The organism is Bifidobacterium sp., assembly GCF_050874245.1.
Classification (GTDB): domain Bacteria; phylum Actinomycetota; class Actinomycetes; order Actinomycetales; family Bifidobacteriaceae; genus Bifidobacterium.
This window is the reverse complement of sequence record NZ_JBNMKH010000179.1, coordinates 1-1,562: the sequence shown is the minus strand read 5'-3', so window position 1 is coordinate 1,562 and position 1,562 is coordinate 1. Positions and strand designations below refer to the sequence as shown.

Genomic DNA, 1,562 nt, shown 5'->3' with positions numbered 1-1,562 from the left:
TCGTGCGCGGCGGGCAGATCGTGCTCATCGATCTGGGTATGACCGGGCGGCTGGATCAGCGCACCCGCAACGTGCTTAAGGATATGATCTTCGCCGTCGCCAAACAGGATTCACCGGCCTTGGCGGACAGCCTGCTGCGGTTCGCCGTCGCCAGTCCGGATAGCGAGGATTACCCATCGCTGCTCGCCGATCTCGATATGGTCGTCCAGGAGTTCGGCACGGTCGATTTGTCCGAATTGGACATTGCGGCGTTCCTCACGTCGCTTACCCAGCTCGCGTCGCGCCACGGCATCGAGATTCCCAGCAGCATCACCACGGTCGGTCGCGCGTTGGTCACGTTGGAGGGGTTGCTCGACGAGTTCATTCCCAACGTCAATATGATCCAGATCATCTCCGCGCATATCGCCGCCTCGCAAACCCCTGAAACGATGGTGAAGAACGAGGCGAAATCATTGACCATCGAAGGTCGGCAGGCGCTGCATGATGCGATGGCCGCGTTGACCGAGATGAAGCATGCCACGCGCATGCTCACCCGTGGCCAGTTGAGGGTGAATATGGAGCTCGTCGGCTCGGAGGAGCCGTTCCAGCAGCTGTCGGATATGGTGAACAGGCTGACGATGGCGTTGATCGTGGTCGGATTGTTCATCGGATCGTCCATCGTGTACTATGCGGGCATCAAACCGGTGGTGTTCGGCATTCCGATCGTCGGCTTCATGGGGTACATCGTGGCGTTCGCGCTGGGATGCTGGATCGTGCTCGACATTCTCATCAAGGGGCGTAGGAAGAAGCATTGACGATGTCTCCTGCGGGCGCCGTGCGGGCGGTGTACCCGCGGGAGACTCCCGACGTGCAATGAGGTATGACGGGGGGATGGCGGCATGCCGTATAACGGGTTGATACGTAGGGCTTGCCGCGGTTTCGCCATGAGAACGATGGCATGATTCGGGGGTTTCGTTTCGTGTGCTATCCTGCTAGCTGATAAATCGGACAGTCTATCAATTTTCTGCATGGGACAGGCTGTTTTTGTGTTCTTGGCGATAGCACGCTGCTGCGTGCCGAAAGGATAGTGATGTTTTCTCGGCGTCCGGTTCGGAACCGTCATCATGCATACGGAGCTGGCGCACAGGGACATGCGGGCGGACGGCTGCTCGCGGTTATCGTCGCAGTGGCGACGGTGGCAGGTTCCCTGACCATGCCGGCGTTCACCGCGGTGGCAGCGGCAAGCGAGACCACCGACCCATACGAGCGTCACGTCGTTGCAAACGATATCAATCCATCGTCGGTGTCCACCGATTTGTTCGATTATTGGACAACCACGCGAGACGCCAACGACAATAAGGATCTCTCCGATCAGGAGAGCGCCGGCATCAACAATGGCCATCCGCTCAAATTCACCTACGATGGCATCGGCGATAACGACGGCAGCTACATCAATAAGTGGACCGGCGATCCGAGCTTCGGCAAAACCCAGTCGCAGAAAAAATACAAGTACAACAACGGCGGCCCATGGAGCGATTTCTGGAAGGAATATTGGAAGTCCGACTATCCCGATTGGACCAAGT

At 58.1% G+C, this 1,562-nt stretch carries 1 protein-coding gene and 1 pseudogene; both read left to right on the top strand.

Features of this window, described 5'->3' with window-relative positions; all coding sequences use genetic code 11:
* A pseudogene (locus tag ACR0P8_RS09660) lies at positions 1-794 on the top strand (AarF/ABC1/UbiB kinase family protein); the annotation flags it as partial.
* 275 nt (positions 795-1,069) lie between these two features.
* A partial coding sequence (locus tag ACR0P8_RS09655; protein ID WP_432624841.1) for a hypothetical protein occupies positions 1,070-1,562 on the top strand: 493 nt, incomplete at its 3' end.